The organism is Afipia sp. MLSD5-FHT05B12, from assembly GCF_058793355.1.
This window is the reverse complement of sequence record NZ_JBXAFS010000012.1, coordinates 112,721-133,090: the sequence shown is the minus strand read 5'-3', so window position 1 is coordinate 133,090 and position 20,370 is coordinate 112,721. Positions and strand designations below refer to the sequence as shown.

Annotated in this window: 18 protein-coding genes; 7 read left to right on the top strand and 11 right to left on the bottom strand. The window is 61.4% G+C overall.

The genetic code is table 11. The annotated features are described in order from the left end of the window. Nucleotides 1-382: 382 nt before the first annotated feature. Nucleotides 383-1,429 carry an FkbM family methyltransferase gene (locus AC1Q6J_RS16420; protein WP_492280279.1) on the top strand — a complete coding sequence of 349 codons (1,047 nt, stop codon included), beginning with the start codon at nucleotides 383-385 and terminating at the stop codon, nucleotides 1,427-1,429. A gap of 54 nt (nucleotides 1,430-1,483) precedes the next feature. Here the strand turns inward: AC1Q6J_RS16420 and AC1Q6J_RS16415 are convergent, their stop codons facing one another. Beyond that, a complete protein-coding gene (locus tag AC1Q6J_RS16415; RefSeq protein ID WP_492280278.1) occupies nucleotides 1,484-2,281 on the bottom strand; it encodes a hypothetical protein in 798 nt (265 codons plus the stop codon). Between the two features lie 162 nt (nucleotides 2,282-2,443). Here AC1Q6J_RS16415 and AC1Q6J_RS16410 point away from each other — a divergent pair, with 162 nt between their 5' ends. Together AC1Q6J_RS16410 and AC1Q6J_RS16405 are read left to right on the top strand one after the other, a co-directional pair. Beyond that, nucleotides 2,444-2,911 carry a YaiI/YqxD family protein gene (locus AC1Q6J_RS16410; RefSeq protein ID WP_492280277.1) on the top strand — a complete coding sequence of 156 codons (468 nt, stop codon included), beginning with the start codon at nucleotides 2,444-2,446 and terminating at the stop codon, nucleotides 2,909-2,911. Between the two features lie 15 nt (nucleotides 2,912-2,926). Continuing rightward, a complete protein-coding gene (locus AC1Q6J_RS16405; protein ID WP_492280276.1) occupies nucleotides 2,927-4,747 on the top strand; it encodes an ABC-F family ATP-binding cassette domain-containing protein in 1,821 nt (606 codons plus the stop codon). A 119-nt stretch (nucleotides 4,748-4,866) separates the two neighbouring features. On the opposite strand, the gene AC1Q6J_RS16400 is transcribed toward AC1Q6J_RS16405, so the two are convergent. The 9 genes from AC1Q6J_RS16400 to AC1Q6J_RS16360 form a co-directional block, all read right to left on the bottom strand. Beyond that, nucleotides 4,867-6,096, bottom strand: a complete 1,230-nt coding sequence (locus AC1Q6J_RS16400; RefSeq protein ID WP_492280275.1) for a BaiN/RdsA family NAD(P)/FAD-dependent oxidoreductase — start codon at nucleotides 6,094-6,096, stop codon at nucleotides 4,867-4,869. Nucleotides 6,097-6,101: 5 nt separating this feature from the next. Then, the gene (locus AC1Q6J_RS16395) at nucleotides 6,102-7,034 is read right to left on the bottom strand and encodes an SDR family NAD(P)-dependent oxidoreductase (protein ID WP_492280274.1); all 933 of its coding nucleotides are present in this window, start codon (nucleotides 7,032-7,034) and stop codon (nucleotides 6,102-6,104) included. Nucleotides 7,035-7,066: 32 nt separating this feature from the next. Beyond that, the gene (locus tag AC1Q6J_RS16390) at nucleotides 7,067-7,531 is read right to left on the bottom strand and encodes a MaoC family dehydratase (protein ID WP_492280273.1); all 465 of its coding nucleotides are present in this window, start codon (nucleotides 7,529-7,531) and stop codon (nucleotides 7,067-7,069) included. Nucleotides 7,532-7,712: 181 nt separating this feature from the next. Next, complete coding sequence (locus AC1Q6J_RS16385; RefSeq protein ID WP_492280272.1) at nucleotides 7,713-9,437, bottom strand: AMP-binding protein; 1,725 nt, start codon at nucleotides 9,435-9,437, stop codon at nucleotides 7,713-7,715. A gap of 148 nt (nucleotides 9,438-9,585) precedes the next feature. Next, complete coding sequence (gene mmsB, locus AC1Q6J_RS16380; RefSeq protein ID WP_492280271.1) at nucleotides 9,586-10,470, bottom strand: 3-hydroxyisobutyrate dehydrogenase; 885 nt, start codon at nucleotides 10,468-10,470, stop codon at nucleotides 9,586-9,588. Between the two features lie 34 nt (nucleotides 10,471-10,504). Beyond that, nucleotides 10,505-11,593 carry an enoyl-CoA hydratase/isomerase family protein gene (locus AC1Q6J_RS16375; protein ID WP_492280270.1) on the bottom strand — a complete coding sequence of 363 codons (1,089 nt, stop codon included), beginning with the start codon at nucleotides 11,591-11,593 and terminating at the stop codon, nucleotides 10,505-10,507. After that, complete coding sequence (locus AC1Q6J_RS16370; protein ID WP_492280269.1) at nucleotides 11,590-12,735, bottom strand: isobutyryl-CoA dehydrogenase; 1,146 nt, start codon at nucleotides 12,733-12,735, stop codon at nucleotides 11,590-11,592. The genes AC1Q6J_RS16375 and AC1Q6J_RS16370 overlap by 4 nt, the downstream gene beginning before the upstream one ends. A gap of 19 nt (nucleotides 12,736-12,754) precedes the next feature. Next, nucleotides 12,755-14,251 carry a CoA-acylating methylmalonate-semialdehyde dehydrogenase gene (locus AC1Q6J_RS16365; protein ID WP_492280268.1) on the bottom strand — a complete coding sequence of 499 codons (1,497 nt, stop codon included), beginning with the start codon at nucleotides 14,249-14,251 and terminating at the stop codon, nucleotides 12,755-12,757. Nucleotides 14,252-14,362: 111 nt separating this feature from the next. Then, complete coding sequence (locus AC1Q6J_RS16360; protein ID WP_492280267.1) at nucleotides 14,363-14,989, bottom strand: TetR/AcrR family transcriptional regulator; 627 nt, start codon at nucleotides 14,987-14,989, stop codon at nucleotides 14,363-14,365. A gap of 166 nt (nucleotides 14,990-15,155) precedes the next feature. Here AC1Q6J_RS16360 and AC1Q6J_RS16355 point away from each other — a divergent pair, with 166 nt between their 5' ends. The 3 genes from AC1Q6J_RS16355 to fabF all read left to right on the top strand — a co-directional run bounded on the left by AC1Q6J_RS16355 (nucleotide 15,156) and on the right by fabF (nucleotide 18,717). Beyond that, the gene (locus tag AC1Q6J_RS16355) at nucleotides 15,156-15,926 is read left to right on the top strand and encodes an enoyl-CoA hydratase (RefSeq protein ID WP_492280266.1); all 771 of its coding nucleotides are present in this window, start codon (nucleotides 15,156-15,158) and stop codon (nucleotides 15,924-15,926) included. A 184-nt stretch (nucleotides 15,927-16,110) separates the two neighbouring features. Beyond that, nucleotides 16,111-17,304: an acetyl-CoA C-acyltransferase gene (locus AC1Q6J_RS16350; protein WP_492280265.1), complete on the top strand. Its 1,194-nt coding sequence runs from the start codon at nucleotides 16,111-16,113 to the stop codon at nucleotides 17,302-17,304. A 150-nt stretch (nucleotides 17,305-17,454) separates the two neighbouring features. Next, nucleotides 17,455-18,717 carry a beta-ketoacyl-ACP synthase II gene (gene fabF / locus AC1Q6J_RS16345; RefSeq protein ID WP_492280283.1) on the top strand — a complete coding sequence of 421 codons (1,263 nt, stop codon included), beginning with the start codon at nucleotides 17,455-17,457 and terminating at the stop codon, nucleotides 18,715-18,717. Nucleotides 18,718-18,739: 22 nt separating this feature from the next. Here fabF and AC1Q6J_RS16340 read toward each other — a convergent pair whose 3' ends face one another. Next, nucleotides 18,740-19,252 (bottom strand): winged helix-turn-helix transcriptional regulator, encoded by a 513-nt coding sequence (locus tag AC1Q6J_RS16340; RefSeq protein ID WP_492280264.1) that lies wholly within the window; start codon nucleotides 19,250-19,252, stop codon nucleotides 18,740-18,742. A gap of 105 nt (nucleotides 19,253-19,357) precedes the next feature. Here AC1Q6J_RS16340 and AC1Q6J_RS16335 point away from each other — a divergent pair, with 105 nt between their 5' ends. After that, entirely contained in the window at nucleotides 19,358-20,335 is a 978-nt protein-coding gene (locus AC1Q6J_RS16335; RefSeq protein WP_492280263.1) for a zinc-dependent alcohol dehydrogenase family protein, read from the top strand. Nucleotides 20,336-20,370: the final 35 nt, after the last annotated feature.

Here is a 20,370-nt window from a genome sequence, read left to right as displayed (position 1 = left end):
AAGCTTGCGCAGACTGCGCAAACCTGACTGTGGAGCGCCGTGAGGCGACGCGCTTCCCTTTTCGCAGAGGGAAGCGAGACAACACATTTGCGCCTCGCGGCGCTCCATGCCCCTCATTTCAGGGGCGCGAACGAGGCAGGCCTCGCGCGCGCTGTGAGGGGCGAGACTTAAAAGCTCACCTCGCGCGTGGCGCGAGAACGACCGCGCGTGCGTGAACGGAAGTGGCTGTTTGAAAACTGAATCGGAAGTGACGCGTGGCGCGCGGCGACACCCAGTTGACAGACGGCCTTCCCCGGCCTGACAACTCGCCTGCCGTATCATCGGCACGCCCCTGTTCTTTAAAAACGACCCCACCCGCCAATCGAAAGCCTCGAGAATGTTTATGAGAACCGCCTTTACGCGGCTAAATCGCCGCTCGCTTGTCGTCGAGCTTTATCAGGGGCTGCTTGGCCGCTACCCCGACGAGCGGGGGCTTGAGCATCATGCAAACCTGCTGAAGAACGGCGAGTCTCTCGCGACACTGGCTCGCGGACTTGTCGCATCGGACGAATTCAAAAAACGGCAAACGGGGAACGGTTACGAGCAGGAGCCAGACGGGTGCCTTCGCTCGGAGGCAATGGAAGTCTTTCAACAGTTCGAGGATCGTGAGCGAAAATCGAAACCGGGCTTTGTAACGAATTTCATGGGCGGCGTTGTCGACGTCAGATTTATTGACTGGCTCGCCGCCATGTCAGGCGCGGTCGAAGGATACCCAATTCCAGCTAACATTCACGGCTATACGATTGAATGGCTGGGCACTCTGAGATCCGTGCTGGACGCGAAAACATCCTATTCGATCGTTGAGCTGGGAGCTGGCTGGGCGCCGTGGTGTGCCGTTGGTTACGTCGCAGCGAAGAAGATGGGAATAAAGGATATCTCCTTGATCGCAGTGGAAGGCGATCGGGGAAAAATTCCGTTCATCCGGGAGAACTTCGAGGCGCATGGAATCGACGAAAGCACGACAACAATCAAATATGGTGTGGTCGGGCCTCGCGACGGCGTCGCCGAATTTCCGGACCTCTCGGTTGATGCAAATGTGAACTACGGCATGGCCGCAAAATTCGATAAATGTGAGAACGCGAGAACTATCCAGGTCCCTGCCTTCACCCTCGAGACGATTCTGGAGACTTCCAGCAGCATCGATCTTTTGCATTGCGATGTTCAGGGAGCCGAGCTTGACACGTTCAGGCAGGGTATGGAGGTCGCAAAGAAGAAGATAAAGCGCGTGGTTATCAGCACCCACTCGCACGAGATCGATAAGGAGCTTATTGGATTGTTCAACGGATGGATATGCGAGGGCATAACCTCATCCGAGTTCATCGTGCCATCCATCCTTCACAAGGACGGATGCCAGATCTGGAGGAACCCTCTGCTAACAAGCCAGGGATAGTTGGCGACAAACCAGCCTGCGCGTGGACAATGTGGAGGGAGATTTTCCGGGAGCCTATGCCGCCATCGTCTCGCGCGGCTGGTAGATCGCTACATGCTGGCAATGGGCAATCGGCTTTGAGCCGTTGGCGACAATCACGCCGTCAAGCTCGACAAACTTGTGACCCTTGCGGTCGTAGTTGCCGGTAACTTTCGCCCGCACCGTCAGTTCATCGTCAACCACCGCTGTCGCCAGATAACGGATGGTGCTGCCGACGTGAATCCACGGCCCCAGAATGGCGTTTTCCATCAGCGCCCAGTTCATGGTCCGCAACAGCATCCCGGTGTGGACGATCTTCTCGCTGGCGTAGAGCGGATCGGTTTCGCGGGCGTCGCGCAGATACTCGGATGAGCCCTGCGCGCCCAGCGTGAACGGGGGAATGGAAAGCCACTTGCCGGTCTCATAGGTTTTCTCACTCGCGGGAGCGGTCTTGCCAACGACAGCAGCGCCCTGGAAATCGCCGAGCGAAATCCTCATGGCATCGGATGGCATCGACGCGGTGCCTGTGGCGCACAGCTCGCCGCGGCTCTCAACCTTGATGGCAAGGCCACCGTCGGTCTCTTCCGCCGTCACAACCGCGGTCTCGCCGTCGTAGACCGGCTTGAAGAACCGGCCGTCCATCAACCCGCGCTCCAGGAACGCCCGGCCCCATTTCGCCACCGGCATGTGGGTCATGTAGGCGAACACGTCGACGCCGGGCACCAGCCCACCCTGGAATCCGAAGCGGCGCGCGACGGAATCGTCGTGCATCTTGTTTTCGGAGTTCTTGGCGAGATTGTAGGCGTGGACGCTGTAGGGTTTGAGAACGGTCATCGTTTTCTCGAATTTTTTGCGTTTCTTGCGGTAAATGGACCGCAAAGCGGGGCCGAAGACAAGCCGCCCCAATGCATGCCTTGCAGTCCGCATCCCCGGTCTTCCACTCGCCATTTTGATGCCGTTGGGTTACCAGCAGCGCAAACCTGAAATGGAACAACCTTGACCCAGACGACCCGCATCTATGTCGACGCCGACGCCTGCCCGGTGAAGGACGAGATTTACCGTGTGGCGGAGCGGCACCGGCTGCCCGTCAGCGTGGTCGCGGGCAATTTCATCCGCGTGCCGAACCATCCGCTGATCGAGCGGATCGCCGCAGGCCCGGGAATGGATGCCGCGGACGACTGGATTGCGGAACGCGCCCAAAAAGGCGATATCGTCGTCACGTCCGACATCCCGCTGGCGGCGCGCTGCGTGAAGGCGGGTGCCGACGTGATCGCCCCGAACGGCAAGCCGTTCTCGGAAGAATCCATCGGCATGACGCTGGCGGTGCGCAACCTGATGACCGACCTGCGTTCCAGCGGCGAAGTCACCGGCGGGCCGCGTTCGTTCTCGCCGCGCGACCGTTCCGCGTTCCTGTCGGCCCTCGACCAGACCATCCGCCGCATCCAGCGCGCGCAACAAAAGTAAGAGTACCGCGACGATATGGCGCCTCCCCTCATCCAGTTGAAAGACATTGCGCTGACCTTCGGCGGCACGCCGCTTCTGTCCGGCGTCGAGCTGGCCGTCTCGGCCGGCGAGCGCGTCTGCCTGATCGGCCGCAACGGCTCGGGCAAATCGACGCTGCTGAAGATCGTCGCGGGTCTCGTGGAAGCCGATCGCGGCAGCCGCTTCGTGCAGCCCGGCGCCACCATCCGCTATCTGCCGCAGGAACCGGATTTCGACGGTTTCAAGACGACGCTGGCCTATGTCGAAGCAGGACTTAATCCGGGCGACGATCACTATCAGGCACAGTATCTGGTCGAACAGCTCGGTCTGACGGGCATGGAAGATCCCGCCAACATCTCCGGCGGCGAAGCGCGGCGCGCGGCGCTCGCGCGCGTGCTGGCGCCCTCACCCGATATCCTGCTGCTCGACGAGCCGACCAACCATCTCGACCTCACAACCATCGAGTGGCTCGAAGGAGAACTCGCCAGCCGCCGCAGCGCGCTGGTGATGATCAGCCACGACCGGCGCTTTCTCTCCAATCTCTCCCGCGCCACTGTCTGGCTCGACCGCGGCCAGACCCGGCGCATCGAAAAGGGTTTCAGCGCCTTCGAGGAATGGCGCGACGACGTGCTCGCGGAAGAAGAGCGCGATCAGCACAAGCTGGACCGCAAGATCGTCGCCGAGGAACACTGGCTGCGCTATGGCGTTTCCGGCCGCCGCAAGCGCAACGTCAAGCGGCTCGGCAATCTGTTCGAACTTCGGCAGCAGCGCCGCGACTATCGCGGGACCGCGGGTAAGGCGAACCTCGCCGCGGCGGAAGCCGATGCCTCCGGCAAGCTGGTGATCGAGGCGAAGCACATCGCCAAGTCCTACGGCGAGCGCAAGATCGTTGACGACTTCTCAACACGCGTGACGCGCGGCGACCGCATCGGCATCATCGGCCCCAACGGCGCGGGCAAAACCACGCTGATCGGGCTTTTGACCGGCGGCGATGCACCCGACACCGGCACTATCCGCCTCGGCGCCAATATTGAGATGGCGACGCTCGACCAGCACCGCGAAAGCCTCGATCCGAAATCGACGCTGGCCGATGCGCTGACCGGCGGACGCGGCGACAGCATCATGGTCAATGGCACACCAAAACATGTCATCGGTTATATGAAAGACTTTCTTTTCGCTAGCGAGCAGGCGCGCACCCCGCTCGAAGCCCTCTCCGGCGGAGAGCGCGGGCGGCTGATGCTGGCGCGTGCGCTGGCGAAACCATCCAACGTGCTGGTGCTGGACGAGCCAACCAATGATCTCGATCTCGAAACTCTCGACGTGCTGGAAGAAATGCTCGGCGACTATGACGGCACCGTCATCCTCGTCAGCCACGACCGCGATTTTCTCGACCGCGTTGTGACATCGGTGATCGCGCCTGAGGGCAACGGCAAATGGATCGAATACGCCGGCGGCTATTCCGATATGCTGGCGCAGCGCGGCGCGGACTTGCAGGAAAAGAACATCAAGGCCGTGGCCGCCGAAACATCAAGAGTCGCAAAAAGTGCTGCCGCCACGCCGGTCGCATCATCCAAGCGCCGCCTCAGCTTCAACGAGAAGCACGCGCTGGAAACATTGCCGAAGACAATGGCAAAGCTGCAGGCCGAGATTGCCAAGCAGCAGAAGCTGCTCGACGATCCCGAACTCTACGCGAAGGACCGCAAAAAATTCGACGTTGCGTCCGCTGCGATTGCCAAGGCGCATGGCGAACTGGATGCCGCCGAAGAAAAATGGCTGGAGCTGGAAATGCTGCGCGAGGAAATCGAGAGCGGGGTTTGATCGCAACCTCGATTCTTTCAGAAGCGCACGATCGACCCTGCTCAACAGATCGTCATCACCGGGCTTGACCCGGTGATCCACGTCCTTACTTGAAGCATCAAAAAATGTGGACGGCCGTATCAAACCCGGCCATGACAGACTCTTAGATAATCCAGCGCGCCCCGCCCGGCAGCAGCGCCTGTCGCGAAACATGCCTGCAACAGATAGCCGCCGGTCGGCGCCTCCCAGTCCAGCATTTCGCCAGCGACAAATACGCCGGGCACCTTGCGTAACATGTAATTTTCATTGATCTCGCTGAAGGCAATTCCGCCCGCGGTTGAGATCGCACGCTCAATCGGCGCGATGCCGGTGAGCTTGATGGGAACGGCGTTGATAAAGGCAGCAAGTGTGTCGGGATTCGTCGCGGATAGATTGAACCCCGCAGCAATCGCGGCTTCCTGCAACAATCCAATGGCAGCCGGCGAAAGACCGGCGGCCTTTCTCAGATAAGTCGACATTGACTGCTTCTGTCGCGGCGCGCTGACGCGTGCGATCAGATCAGGCTTGGGGAGGTCCGGCCGCAATGCGGCATGGAGGATAGCCTCACCATTCGCAAACACCGCGCCACGCAACGGAGCCGACAGCGCATAGATCGCACCGCCCTCGATGCCTTCGCGTGTGATCGTCGCTTCGCCGCGCACGGTCTCTCCACCGAATGACAGCGCAACACCCTTCAGTGGCTGTCCCTCAAAGCGGTCGCGGAACAGATCCGACCATCCGACGCGGAAGCCGGAATTGGCAGACCGCAATGGTGCGATCTCAATCCCCCCTGCCTTGAATGAATCGATCCAGTCGCCATCTGCTCCTAACTTGGGCCAGCTTGCGCCACCGAGTGCAATCACGGTCGCGGCGGGCCTGAGTGACGTCAAGCCTCCGGGTGTTTCGAACTGCAACCCGCCATTCGCACTCCATCCTATCCAGCGATGGCGAAGCGCCAACCGCACGCCTGATCGGTCGAGGCGGCGAAGCCACGCACGCAGCAACGGCGATGCTTTCATCGCCTGCGGAAAGACACGCCCGCTCGAGCCAACGAAGGTTGGCTGGCCGAGGCCTTCGCTCCAGGCACGCAACGCCGCCGGCGGAAACGCTTCGATCGCCGCGCGCAGATGCGGCATCGCTTCGCGATAGCGTCCGAGAAAGGTATCGGGCGGTTCGCTGTGGGTGAGATTGAGACCGCCGCGTCCGGCCAGCAGGAACTTGCGGCCGACCGACGGCATGCGATCATAGACGGTGACGCGCGCACCGCCCGCCGCGAGAACTTCAGCCGCCTTCAGCCCCGCAGGACCGGCACCGATGACGGCGACGTTCAATGTGCTTAACCGCCCATCGCCGGCAGTTTGATGCCCGCTGCCTTCGCGGCCTGCTCCACATACTTGAAGGTCTGGAAGAACGCGCCGCCGAGGTCACGCGCGGTCGACATGTCGCCGATCTTCGCGAAATTCGCTGCGATGGCGTCAGGCGTCCATTGATCCTGCGGCAGGTGGAGACCTTCGGTCTCGACCACCTTGATGACTGCGAAGGAGCCCGCGCCCGCGCCCATGATGGTCCGGGTCGGCGCATCTTCGCTCAGCAGATAAAGCACCGCCGGTGTGATCGCTTCGGGCTTCATCAGCGCGAGAATTTCCGGTCCGATCAGGCCTTCGGTCATGCGTGTCGCTGCCGTCGGCGAGATTGTATTGACGCGGATGTTGGTCTTGCGGCCTTCCTCGGCGAGTACGTTCATCAGTCCAACCATACCGGCCTTCGCGGCGGCATAGTTCGCCTGCCCGAAGTTACCGAACAGGCCGGATGATGACGTGGTGACAACGATGCGGCCATAGTTGCGCTCACGCATGCCGTCCCACACCGCGCGACAGCAGTTGAACGTGCCGGTCAGATGCACGGCGATGACCTTGGCGAAATCGTCCGGCTCCATTTTGCCAAATGATTTGTCGCGCAGGATTCCGGCGTTCGCGACCATCAGATCGACGCTGCCCCACTTCATCGAAGCGCGGGCGACCATCTCCTTGACCTGCTCGAAGCTCGAGACGTCCGCGCCGTCGGCCACCGCCTCGCCGCCGGCCTTGCGGATTTCTTCCACAACCGCTTCCGCCGGGCTGACCGAGCCGCCGCTACCGTCACGCGCCGCGCCCATGTCATTGACAACAACCTTCGCGCCAAGCTTCGCCAATCCCAGCGCGTGCGCGCGTCCGAGACCTGCACCTGCGCCGGTGACTACCGCAACGCGTCCATCGAATCTGATTGCCATGATCGTCCCTTAAGTTTGGCGGAAGAAATGCGTTATGCGAAGAAGTGCATTCCGAGCCAGTCCGCAACAAGCGCGGGCTTGGGCTCACCCTCGATTTCCAGCGTCGTATTGGTGCGCGCCAGCAGCTCTTTCGGCGCCTTCATGGTCGCCTCCGACAACACGAACCGCGCACGCACGCGCTTGCCGGCGCGGACGGGCGTGAGAAATCTGATCTTGTCGAAGCCGTAATTGACTGACATGACGGCGCCATTCAGCGTCGGCATGGTCGCATAAGCGAGCTTCGGCAGCACCGACAGCGACAGGAAGCCATGCGCGATGGTTCCACCAAACGGCGTCTCGCGCTTTGCCCGCTCCGGATCAATATGAATGAACTGAAAGTCCTCGGTTGCATCAGCGAACGCATCGATCTGTTTCTGATCGACGGTATGCCACTCCGAAACACCAAGCTCGGTGCCCACGAGCTTCAGGTAGTCCTCTAGATTCATCGCAGCGCCCACGAACCATCTCCCAGCTGAAAATCGAACTGGGGTGGCACATTCCACAGATCGGCCGTCCGGCCAAGCAAAATTTACCGACCGGCACGGTTGCGCGAACGGCGCTAGCCCTCGCTGCGAGCGCTCACGGACGCTGTTTCAAACAACTATGGAATGGATACGCTCGGAAATGCCGACCGGGGCGTTACCGGGCCGCGCCCTGACCGCTCTGCAATTCCGGAAAATCCTCCTCCCGGAATTCCTGGCCGCGCAGCGCATCCTTGCGGTCGTTGTCATGTTCCAGGCGGCGCAGTTGCACCCGGCGAATCTTGCCCGAGATCGTTTTCGGCAACTCCGTCACCAGTTCGATACGGCGAATGCGCTTGAATGGCGCAAGCCGCGAATGAACATACTGGAAGATCGACAACGCAGTCTCGCGGGACATCGCAGTACCCGGCACCACCGAGACGTAAGCCTTTGGAAGCGCCAGCCGGATCGGGTCCGGCGTCGGCACCACGGCGGCCTCAGCCACGGCATCGTGTTCGAGCAGAACACTTTCAAGCTCGAACGGGCTGATGCGGTAATCGGAAGACTTGAACACATCGTCGGAACGGCCGACGAAGGTCAGATAGCCATCGTCATCCAGAAACACCACGTCGCCGGTCTGATAGACCTCGCCGTCAGCGCCCTTCGGCTTGCCGTCCTCGCCCTGATAGCCGAGCATCAGCCCCGCCGGACGGTCGGCGCCGAGCGCGAGGCGAACCTCGCCTTCCTTCGCCGGATTGCCGTCGGCATCGGCAACGCGCACCGTATAACCGGGCATCGGCCGGCCCATCGACCCGATCTTCACCTGCTGTCCTGGCGAATTGCCGGCAAGCGCAGTGGTCTCGGTCTGGCCGTAGCCATCGCGAATCGTCAGCCCCCACGCTGCCTTGACCTGATCGATAACCTCAGGATTGAGCGGTTCGCCAGCGCCACAAACCTCGCGCACGGACACCTTGTAGTCCGCCAGCCGCTCCTGGATGAACAGCCGCCAAACCGTCGGCGGCGCGCACAATGTGGTCACGCCGCAGCGCGCGACCGTCGCGAGCAGACCTTTCGCATCGAAGCGCGGCTGGTTGACGATGAAGATCGTCGCGCCCGCATTCCACGGCGAAAAGAAGCAGCTCCAGGCATGCTTGGCCCAGCCCGGCGACGAAATATTAAGGTGGATGTCGCCCGGCTGGAGACCGAGCCAGTACATCGTGGACAACGAGCCAACAGGATAACTGCGGTGGCTATGCAGTACGAGTTTCGGCTTAGCCGTAGTGCCTGACGTGAAATAGAGCAGCATCGGATCGTTCGCGCCCGTCGCGCCGTCCGGCGTGAACGCCTCCGGATAGTTCGCCGTTTCCTCGAACTTGCGCCAGCCTTTGTGCTCAGATGTGGCCGCGACAACAATCCTGGTAAAATCCTCGCCGCCGAGGCCTTCGAACTTCGCCACCTGATCCTGCGTGGCAACCACGATCTTAGCCTTGCCGCGATCCAGGCGATCACGCAATTCGTCCGCCGTCAGCAATGTCGTTGCCGGGATGACGATGACGCCCAGCTTCATGGCGGCAAGCATGGTCTCCCACAACGGAACCACGTTACCGAGCAGCATCAGCAGATGGTCACCGCGCTTGAGGCCAAGGTCGCGGAGAAAATTCGCCGTCTGGCTGGATCGGCGCGACAGCTCCGCGAACGACAGTTTCGTCTCGCCGCCGGTGGCGTCGACAATCCACAGCGCCGTGCGGTCCCGGCTTTCGGGACTGGAGGCCAGCCCGGCATCGAACCAGTCGAGCGCCCAGTTGAACTGCTTCTCATCCGGCCAGCGGAAATCCGCGATAGCCTTGTCGTAGTCGGTGCGATGTTTAAGCAGAAAAGCGCGTGCGTCCTGGAATGTCGTCATCATCACTCTCGTTCAAGCAATTCCGTCATCCTGAGGTGCGCGCATTTTTGCGCGCCTCGAAGGATGGCCGCAAGCGCTATCGTCATCCTTCGAGGCTCGCCGAAGACGGCTCGCACCTCAGGATGACGCTCTGCTTACGACGGCTGACCTATTTTGCCAGTCCACGCACATGCTTGATGATGCCGGAAAAGTCCACACCGCCGTGACCGGCCTTCTCGAAGGCATCATAGATACTTTCGGCATGGGCGCCGAGCGGCGTGGCCGCACCGGCAGCTTTCGCGGCTTCTTGCGACAGACGCAAGTCTTTCAGCATCAGCGCCGCTGCGAAGCCCGGCTTGTACTCGTTGTTCGCGGGCGACGTTGGAACCGGACCCGGCACCGGGCAATATGTCGTCAGCGACCAGCACTGGCCCGATGACGTCGATGCCACATCGAACAGGGCCTGATGCGACAGGCCGAGCTTCTCGCCCAGCGCAAACGCCTCTGAAACGCCGATCATCGAAATACCGAGGATCATGTTGTTGCAGATCTTGGCCGCCTGCCCTGCACCGGCCTCGCCGCAGTGGACAACCTTTTTGCCCATGTTTTCAAGGACAGGCCTTGCGGCAGCGAAGGCAGCTGCGGTCCCGCCGCACATGAACGTCAGCGTCGCGCCCTTCGCACCGCCAGTGCCGCCTGACACCGGCGCGTCGATCGACGGCAGGTTGTGTTCGGTAGCGTGGGCATGCGCGAGCCGCGCGCTTTCCACGTCGATGGTCGAGCAGTCGATCATCAGGGTATTCTTGCCGACCGACCGAATGATTTCTTTCCATACGCCCAGCACATGCTTGCCTGCCGGCAGCATGGTGATGACAACCTGCGCATCCTTCACAGCGTCGATCGCGCTGGCGGCGATGCCGACGCCGTCCGCTTGCGCAGCATCCCTGGATGCCTGGACGAGATCGAAGCCTTGCACCTTGTGCCCGGCCTTGACGAGGTTCGCCGCCATGGGTCCACCCATGTTGCCAAGACCGATGAATGCGATGTTTGCCATTTTCCTGCCCTCGTTATTGTTGCTTCGGAACTATTCAGTCCGGAAAGACCAGCGTGTACTTGCCGTTCGGCGCGAAATACTTCTCGACGATCTCCGGCGTCACGTCCTCGATCCGCGAAGGCGACCACTTCGGATTACGATCCTTGTCGATGATCGCGGCGCGGACGCCCTCAACGAACTCCGTGCTGGTGAATACCGCCAGCGCAGAATTGTACTCTCGGACAAGACATTCCTTGAGCGACTTCGAACTTCTCGCGCGGCGAAGCAGCTCCAGCGTCACCTTGAGCGCCGTCGGCGATTTCTCCAGGAGTGCCTTCAGCGTGGCAAGCGCAAACTCCGATCCATCGTCTTTCAACGCGGCCACGATCTCTTCGACCGTGGCGCAAGCGAAGGCACGATCGATCAGTTCGCGATGCTTCGCGATCGGCGCCTGCACATCCTGAATCCCGAAGCGCGCCAGGATTGCGCGAACGTCGCTGTTCTTCGCCTGCAGTGGGGCATTGGCCAGCGCATCGCGAAGCGCCGGCCAGTCTTTCGAGGCAATCAGCACATCCGCGGCCCCCGCATAAACAGCGTCAGCACCGCCCATTGTCTGGCCGGTCAGCGCGAAATAGGTCCCAATCTCGCCGGGCGCGCGTGACAGCAGCCACGTTCCACCGACATCCGGGAAGAATCCGAGACCGACCTCCGGCATCGCCATTTTCGTCTTCTCAGTCACGATCCGATGCGCGCTGTGCGCCGACAGCCCGACACCGCCGCCCATGACGAGACCGTCCATGTACGCAACATAAGGCTTCGGAAAGTCGGGAATACGCGCATTCAGGATATACTCCTCGCGCCAAAAGACCGGCCCCAGATCGCCGCCCGCCTTCGCGCTTTCATAAAGACCGCGGATGTCGCCGCCTGCGCATAGTCCGCGCTCGCCCGCACCTTCCAGCAGCACAAGCGACACGCCGGGATCAGCCTCGAACGTATCAAGAGCGGTGACGATCTCGCGCGTCATCTCCAGCGTGAGCGCGTTGATCGTCTTCGGACGGTTGAGCCGGACAATCCCCGCCGCGCCTTCGCGGCAAACGATCAGGTCTTTTTCCGGCGTCTCCGCCATTGCCGCATGCGCGCTCATCGCGCGCCCTCGATCAATTTTCGGGCGACAATCACGCGCATGATTTCGTTGGTTCCTTCAAGAATTTGATGCACGCGCAGATCCCTGACGATTTTCTCGATACCGTATTCCGACAGATAGCCATATCCGCCGTGCAATTGCAGCGCCTGATTGGCGATCTCGAATCCTGCGTCGGTTCCGAAGCGCTTGGCCATGGCACAGAGCATGGTCGCATCGGGGTCCTTGCGGTCAAGCGCCGCGGCAGCCCGCCACAGGAACGTGCGCGCGGCCTCCAGTTCGATCGCCATGTCGGCGAGACGAAACTGCAAGGCCTGGAATTCATCGAGGCGCTGACCGAAGGCCCTGCGCTCTTTCATGTAGGCGAGCGACTTGTCGAGCGCCGATTGCGCGCCGCCAAGCGAGCACGCGGCGATGTTGAGCCGTCCGCCATCGAGACCAGCCATCGCGACCTTGAAGCCGATGCCCTCCTCGCCAAGGCGATTGGCGACGGGCACGCGGGCATTCTCGAAAATCACCGCACGGGTCGGCTGCGCGTTCCAGCCCATCTTGCGCTCGTTCGCGCCGAACGAGAGGCCTGGCGTGTCGCGATCGATCACCAGCGTGGAGACACCATGTGCGCCCTCACCGCCCGTGCGAACCATCGCGACGTAGATGTCGCTGGTTCCTGCGCCGGAGATGAACTGCTTCTGTCCGTTGAGAACGTAATGATCGCCGTCACGCACCGCGCGAGTCGAAAGTGCCGCGGCATCCGAGCCCGCGCCCGGCTCGGTCAGAGCGTAGCTCGCGATCAGTTCCATGGTGCAGAGACGCGGCAGCCATTTCTGACGCTGCGTGTCCGAGCCATAGGCATCAATCATCCACGATGCCATGTTGTGGATCGAAATAAACGACGACACCGTCGGACATCCCGTCGCCAGCGCTTCGAAGATCAGCGCCGCATCGAACCGCGTCAACGCCGAGCCGCCGACATCGTCACGGATATAGATGCCGCCGATGCCGAGGGCCGCCGCTTCGCGCATCACATCGACGGGGAAAAACTTTTCCTCATCCCATTTCTGCGCGAACGGGGCGATTTTTTCGGCCGCGAACTCGCGCGCCATGTCGCGAACCGCGATTTGATCCTCGGTCAGGGCGAATTGCATGGCGCGCTCGCTTACTAGTTCAGTTCATCGTTGGGATAGAGAACTCCGCGCCATCCTTGACGCCGGAGGGCCAGCGCGAGGTGACAGTCTTGGTCTTGGTATAGAAGCGGATCGAATCCGGACCGTGCTGGTTGAGATCGCCGAATCCGGATTTCTTCCAGCCGCCGAAGGTGTAGTACGCGATCGGCACCGGGATCGGCACGTTGATGCCGACCATGCCAACATTGACCTTGGCCGCAAAGTCGCGCGCCGCGTCGCCGTCGCGGGTGAAGATCGCAACGCCGTTGCCGTAGTCGTGGTCGGACGGCAGCGCCAGTGCTTCATTGTAGTCCTTGGCACGGACCACCGAGAGGACCGGTCCGAAGATCTCTTCCTTGTAGATCCGCATGTCCTTGGTGACGTTGTCGAACAGACAGCCGCCCATATAGAAGCCCTTCTCATAGCCCTGCATCTTGAAGCCGCGGCCGTCGACCGCAAGCTTCGCGCCTTCCTTGATGCCGACCTCGACGTAGTCCTTCACGCGCTCCAGCGCCGCCTTGGTCACCAAGGGGCCGAAGTCGGCGCTTGGGTCGGTCGAGGGGCCGATCTTCAGGCTCTCGACCCGCGGAATCAGCTTCTCCATCAGGCGGTCCGCGGTGGTCTTGCCCACCGGCACTGCGACCGAGATCGCCATGCAGCGCTCGCCGGCCGAGCCGTAGCCTGCGCCGATCAGCGCATCCACGGTCTGGTCCATGTCGGCATCCGGCATGATAATGGCGTGGTTCTTCGCGCCGCCGAAGCATTGCGCGCGCTTGTTGCTGGCTGCGGCGCGCTCATAGATGTACTGCGCGATCGGCGAGGAGCCGACAAAGCCGATGGCGCGGATATCCGGATCATCGAGAATCGCGTCGACCGCTTCCTTGTCGCCGTTGACCACATTGAGAATACCGGCGGGCAGTCCCGCCTCGATCATCAGCGCGGCCAGCGCCATCGGCACGCCGGGATCGCGTTCGGAAGGCTTGAGGATGAAGGCGTTGCCGCAGGCAATCGCGGGCGCGAACTTCCACATCGGGATCATTGCCGGGAAATTGAACGGGGTGATACCGGCGACCACGCCGAGCGGCTGGCGCATCGAATAGATGTCAATGCCGGGACCGGCGCCTTCGGTGTACTCGCCCTTCATCAGGTGCGGAATACCGCAGGCGAACTCCGCCACCTCGAGCCCGCGCTGGATGTCGCCCTTGGCGTCGGGTACCGTCTTGCCGTGTTCGCGCGCCAGCAAATCCGCCAGCTTGTCGTAGTCGCGCTGCACCAGCTCAACGAACTTCATCATCACCCGCGCGCGGCGCTGCGGATTGGTGTTGGCCCATGCTTCCTGCGCGGCCTTGGCATTCTCGACGGCCGCACGCACTTCCGCTTTGGTCGCCAGTGCAACCTGGGCCTGAACCTCGCCCGTCATCGGCTCAAACACGTCCGCAAAACGGCCCGACGTGCCCTTGACCTCGCGGCCTCCAACGAAATGACCAATCGTGCGCATGCGTATCCTCCAAAAGCGTGTGTTTGGAGGCTTTTAGCACCGCCGATACCGAGTTTGGAACCGGGTTCTGCGCACAGCACGGTGGCGCGCAATGCAAAGAGACCGGGCCGCTCAACTCTCGGTTTTGGCAGCTTTAGGCTTCTTCGTGCGCGGTTTCGGCACATTCTCGCATCGCAGGGCCGCCCGGCGGCCGGCGCTCAGGATTTCGTCGGAGAATTCACTCGTACCCGTGGCACGCGCCAGAATCATCGCCCCAATCATGGTCGAGATGACACCGATGGCTTCGCGGCGGGCTGTCTTCGGCGACAGCTCCGGGAATTGCTCAACGAGCATCGTGATCATGTCTTCAAGCTTACTGGCGAAAACCTTGCGTGTTTTGGGACTCGCGCGGGATACCTCGATACCCAGCGACGGTAAGGCGCAGCCGTTGCCAACGTCGTCGCGGTGCTCGGCCGTAAGATAACCGTTTACGATCGCGGCGAGACGCTCGCCTTCGGACTCTCGCTCCGCGCGTTTCCGCCATAGTCCGGTCATCTGCTGCATCGCATGGGCGAAGGCCTCACCAATCAGAGCGTCGCGTGACGGAAAGTGAGCGTAGAACCCGCCGTGGGTGAGACCGGCCTCCTTCATCAACTCGGCGACACCGATGCTCGCCGCCCCGCGCTCGCGCAGCCGCACAGAGGCGTTCTTCACAATCCGGGCATGGGTCTCAGCCTTGTGATCCTTCGAATAGCGCATCGCCGCCTCATCAAATGTCCTAGATCATATAATAGCACATTCCAGAGCCAGAAGCGCTCATTTCGCACTGTAAAATAGCTGCCATGCGTGGATTTGACGGCAGGAAAGAGATCGCGCACCATTCGCGCCCACTCGCTGCAACGCGCAACTGTCAGGCTCCATAAAAATGCAGACAATCAACGATTATTGCAACGTCGCACGCGGCGAAAACGGCATCGCACAATTAACAATCTGCAATGCGGGTTCGCTCAATATCATGAACTCCGCCGTCATCCGCGGCGTTCGCGAAGGGCTGGAGCTTCTCGCCAGGGACTCCAGCATCCGCGTGCTGGTCGTGAGGGGCTCGGGCGAGAAAAGCATGATCGGCGGAGCGGACATCAAGGAGATGGCGACGCTCGATCAGGCTTCGGCTGAAAAGTTTATCACCGGCTTGCGCGACCTGTGCGAAGCAGTTCGACAGTTTCCTGCTCCGGTCATCGCACGCTTGCGCGGATGGTGCCTCGGCGGCGGACTGGAGTTCGCCGCGGCGTGCGATCTGCGCATCGCATCGCAAGATGCCAAATTCGGGATGCCGGAGGTGAAGGTCGGCATTCCGTCGGTGATCCATGCGGCGTTGTTGCCTCGGCTAATTGGCTGGGCGCGCGCCCGCTGGCTGATCCTGACTGCGGCGACCATCGATGCGCCGACGGCACTCAACTGGGGATTGGTCGATCAGGTCGCGCCCGAGACCGACCTCGACGCAGCGATCGCAACAACGGCTGCTGCGATCGCGGAGTGCGGCCCCGAAGCCATGCGGAGCCAAAAGGCGCTGCTGAGACAGTGGGAGGAACTTCCGCTCACCGAATCCATCAATCTGAGCGTCGGCGTCTTCGGGAAGTCGTTCCTGACCGGCGAACCCCAGCGCCACATGCAGGCATTCCTCGACAAACGAAAATAATTCATCCGTCATACGAAAATATCTCATGCCACTGGCATGCCAAGGCATGTTTTAAACGTCTGGCTGCTTGTCCGCGCGCGATTCATGCTTTTATTGTCATGGCGCGGATTGCTATTTCCGCATCTTTTCATATGATGCATGTCATCTAACACGGCGATGCCCGTGCGCGAACCAGGAGAGTTGCATGTCTACGTCCGATCCCGTTGTCATCGTATCCGCAGTCCGCACTCCCCTTGGCCGCTTTCAGGGCGACCTGTCTTCGTTCAGCGCACATAATCTCGGTTCGCATGCGATCGGCGCTGCCCTTGAGCGCGCGAAACTCTCGCCCGACCGAATCGACGAAGTTCTGATGGGCTGCGTTCTGCCGGCCGGACAAGGTCAGGCCCCTGCCCGCCAGGCGGCACGCGGCGCAAAGCTGCCGGATGCCACCGGAGCCACCACCGTCAACAAGGTGTGCGGTTCGGGTATGAAGGCCACCATGCTTGCTCACGACATCATCAACGCAGGCTCGGCAGACATCGTCATCTCCGGCGGCATGGAGAGCATGACCAATGCACCGTACCTGCTCCAGAAGGCGCGTGGCGGTTATCGCGTCGGTCACGACCGCATCATCGATCACATGATGATGGATGGTCTCGAGGACGCCTACGAGACCGGCCGCTCGATGGGCGATTTCGGCGAAGCCGCGGCGGAAGCCTATCAGTTCAGCCGCAAGGATCAGGACGACTACGCGATTGAAACGCTGACGCGAGCGCGCAATGCCGTCGAAAGCGGAGCATTCAAGAAGGAAATTGCGCCCATCTCAGTGAAAGAGAAAGCAGGCGTTCGCGTCGTTGAGAATGACGAACATCCGCTGAAAGTCGATCCCGCCAAGATTCCGAACCTGAAGCCTGCGTTCCGGCCCAACGGCACGATTACGCCGGCGGCTTCCTCGGCCAATGCCGATGGCGCCGCTGCGCTGGTTCTGACCCGCCGCTCTATCGCTGAGCGCGAGGGTCTGCCAATTCTCGCTGAAATCAAGGGTCATTCGACGCACAGCCAGGCCCCGGACTGGTTCACAACCGCCCCGATTCCGGCAATCCGCAAACTTCTCGATAAGATCGGCTGGACCGCAAGCGATGTCGACCTCTACGAGATCAATGAAGCCTTCGCGGTAGTGCCTATGGCGGCGGCACGGGATCTTGGAATTCCGCGCGACAAACTCAACGTCAATGGCGGCGCATGCGCGCTCGGCCATCCCATCGGCGCAACCGGCGCACGGCTGATCGTGACGCTGCTGTATGCGATGGAAAAGAACAACGTCCAGCGTGGCATCGCTTCGCTGTGCATTGGCGGCGGCGAAGCAACCGCCATCGCGGTCGAGCGCAAGCTCAACTGATCGCGCCGCATAAACTTGTCAGGCACCGGCGGAATTTCCGCCGGTGCCGCAAGCCTGGCTAGATTTACAATTTCTAGTGTCTTCTGAAGCGAACTTCGGATTCTGGACACTAGTGCAACCTGTGGTGAGATCGTGAAGCGAAGCAGCGCGATACGACGGATCGTCGTCACTGGAATGGGTGCCGTGTCTCCGCTTGGCTCTGGCGTAGAGGCCAACTGGTCACGGCTGATTGCCGGGCAATCCGGCGTCCGCGCCTTGTCGGATAATGTCGCGGCTGACCTGCCGGTGAAAGCCTGCGGCATTGTCCCTGATATCGTCGAAGATCCGGAATTCGGATTCGATCCTGATCGCGCGATTCCGAAAAAAGATCAGAAGAAGATGGACCGCTTCATCCAGTTCGCCATGGCGGCGTCAGACGAAGCCATCGCCCAGGCCGGATGGAAACCGGAAGATGCGCGGTCGCGCGAACGCACGGCAACCATTATCGCCTCCGGGGTCGGCGGATTTCCCGCGATCGTCGACGCGGTCCGCACCACCGACGAACGCGGCGTGCGCCGCCTCTCGCCTTTCACCGTACCATCGTTCCTTGTGAACCTCGCAGCGGGACAGGTTTCCATCCGTCATGGCTTCAAGGGAGCGCTTGGTGCGCCGGTGACGGCTTGCGCGGCGGGCGTACAAGCCATCGGCGACGCCGCGCGCCTTCTTCTCGCGGGTGAAGCGGATGTCGCGATAGCCGGTGGCGCCGAAGCCTGTATTGATCGTGTCAGCCTCGGCGGATTCGCCGCCGCGCGCGCTCTCTCGACCAATTTCAACGACGATCCGCAGCGCGCATCACGCCCCTTCGACCGTGACCGCGACGGCTTCGTGATGGGCGAAGGCGCGGGTATCCTGGTTATCGAAACACTTGACCATGCGCTCAGCCGCGGAGCGACACCGATCGCTGAACTCGTCGGCTACGGCACCACGTCCGACGCCTATCACATGACCGCTGGACCGGAAGATGGCGACGGAGCACGGCGCTCGATCGAGATAGCGCTTCGGCAGGCAGGAATTTCGCCGATCGAAGTGCAGCATCTCAACGCACATGCGACCTCGACGCCCGTCGGCGACAATGGTGAACTAGCGGCGATCAAAGCCGTGTTCGGGACTGAGGGCGGGGTCGCGGTCAGTTCGACAAAGTCCGCAACGGGACACCTGCTCGGTGCGGCTGGCGGACTCGAGGCGATCTTCTCGGTGCTGGCTCTGCGCGATCAGATTGCGCCTGCAACACTCAATCTGGATCACCCGGATGCGGCGGCTGAAGGCGTCGACCTCGTCCGCGGCGCCGCGCGGCCGATGGCCATCGAGCATGTCTTGTCGAACGGATTCGGTTTCGGCGGCGTCAATGCGAGTGTCCTGTTCCGCGCCTGGTAAGGCGCGGCCACACTGTGGAAGCCTAGTTTGACGCCGGCTTGCGCAGCCGCTTGTTCTTCGCGGTGAGATAGTCTCGCGTAACGGCTGTCGCGCCCCGCCCGGGCCTGTACATCAATTCGTCCGAAGAAACGGCGCGACCTGATATAGAGCGCAAGACCAGCGGCGCAATTGCCGACCCGCTGCCGCGGTCGACCGCAACGACCGGCTCATTGCCGCGTCCCGATACCCATCGATCGCCCCACTGCATGATCGCCATCAGCGCGACCTGAAACTCCTTGGCCTTCACTGTCGGGACGTACTCAAACCGCGTTCCCCGCTTACCGACATCCATCTGCATCAGCATTCCCTCTTCCACGAGATGCCGGAGCCGATCCGTGAGCGTATTCCGCGCAATGCCAAGACCGCGCGTAAATCCCTCGAATGTACGGATTCCTGCCAGCGCATCCCGCAAGACCAAAAGCGACCACGCGTCGCCGAACACCGCGAGCGAACGGGCAATCGAACAGTTCAACCGGCTGAAAGAGGGTTCCCGCATACCAGTCATATCCTCCATTTAATTGCGAATTAAGACTAGTTGCAATATCGAACTATTTACAACATCTTGCATCAAGCCGCCAAGCGGTGATTATGGGAGAGCAGCATGCACAGCGTTCAGATCAATGCTTTCGGCAAGCCATGGGAAGTTGTCGAGACCGTCAGCCTTCCCGATCCCGGCGCACCCGGTGCAGGTGAGATCGTCGTCGACATGGAATTTTCTCCGATCAACCCGTCCGATCTCGTGCTGATCCGCGGCCTTTACGGCGTGAAACCTAAACTCCCCGCGCCGGTTGGCACTGAAGGCGTTGCGCGCGTTGTCCAAATCGGTTCGGGTGTGACCGGCATCAGGGAAGGCGACCGCGTATTGTTTCCGCAGGGCGCATCGACGTGGCTCACGCGCGCCAAGGTCAACGCCGAAGGTTTGTTCGCGCTGCCGGATCGTGCCGATCCCCAACAGCTCTCGATGCTGATGGTCAATCCGCCGACCGCCTATCTCATGTTGACCGAATACGTTTCGCTCAAGAAAGGCGATTGGGTTCTTCAGACGGCCGGGAATTCAGGCGTCGGCCGCGCTGTGATTGCTATCGCCAAACAAATGGGCATTCACACGGTGAGCATCGTGCGCCGCCCCGAACTTGTCGATGAACTGAAAAAGCTCGGTGCCGACGTGGTTCTGGTGGAAGGACCGGACCTCGCCAAGCGGGTCAGGGAAGCGACCGACAAAGCCAAAATCATGCTGGCGCTCGATTGCGTCGGCGGACCCGGCCTGATGGCCGTGAACGACTGCCTTGCCAATGGCGGCACCCTGGTCGCCTTTGGCGTGATGAGCGGAGGCCCAGGTCCTTTCTTCACCGCACCGAACATTTTCCGCGACCTGACGCTGAAAGGCTTCTGGCTGTTGAACTGGTTCAACAAAAACCCGACCGAGCGGGTGGTTGAGGTCCAGAAGAAAATGGCCGGCTGGATCGCCGACGGCACGCTCTTCACGCCAATTGAGGCCACCTACCCGCTCAGCGAGTCCGCGGCCGCGCTGTCTCATTCCGCGAAAGGCACTGGAAAAATCCTGTTCAAGGGTGGCTGACGCGACCGAGCCAAGGGGCGGTGCATGGCTGGCCC